Source organism: Streptomyces sp. DH12, assembly GCF_020873895.1.
GTDB lineage: Bacteria > Actinomycetota > Actinomycetes > Streptomycetales > Streptomycetaceae > Streptomyces.
On record NZ_JAHWGT010000204.1, the window covers coordinates 1 to 810 of the forward strand.

1 pseudogene is annotated in these 810 nt (G+C 65.9%); it reads right to left on the reverse strand.

The annotated features are described in order from the left end of the window. A pseudogene (locus LPA54_RS33525) lies at positions 1-810 on the reverse strand (Na+/galactose cotransporter); the annotation flags it as partial.

Consider the following 810-nt stretch of genomic DNA (forward strand, 5'->3'; position numbering starts at 1 on the left):
CGGACTTCATCGACGCCCGCTTCCAGAACATGCCGATGATGAAGACGACGAACATCGGCACGTTGAAGAAGGAGAACAGCGTCTGGAGGTAGGCCATGATGTTGGAGAACGAGCTGGCCAGGAACGCCGTGCCGATGGACGCGAGCACGCCGATCGCGGTGATCAGGCGGCCGAAGCGGACGTAGTAGGAGTCCTCGCGGCCCTTCACCACGTACTTCGCCCAGATGTCGGCGGTGAAGACGGTGTTGAAGGACGAGACGTTCGCCGCCATGCCCGCCATGAACGCGGCCAGCAGACCGGTCACGGCGATGCCCAGCACACCGTTGGGCAGCAGCTGCTGCATCAGGTACGGGATGGCGTCGTTGTACTGCAGGTCCGAGCCGCCGGTGCCGATCTTGGGGACCAGTACGGCGGCGACCAGGCCGGGGATCATCACCAGGAAGACGATGAAGATCTTCGGGAACGCGGCGATCAGCGGGGTGCGCTGGGCCGCCGAGAGGTTCTTCGCGGACAGCGCGCGCTGCACCTCGGCGAAGTTGGTCGTCCAGTAGCCGAAGGAGAGGACGAAGCCGAGGCCGAGGACGATGGTCAGCCAGTTGGCGCCGAGGGGGTTGTCGCTGCCGATGCCGGTGCCGCCCCAGGCCGTCACGAAGTCGTCGCCGCGGGACGCGGTGAGCTTGTCGGTCAGGCCTCCCCAGCCGCCGACGCTCCTCAGGCCGAGCACGGTGATCGGGATGAGCGCGGCGAGGATGACGAAGAACTGCAGGACCTCGTTGTAGATCGCCGAGGACAGGCCGCCCAGGGTGATGT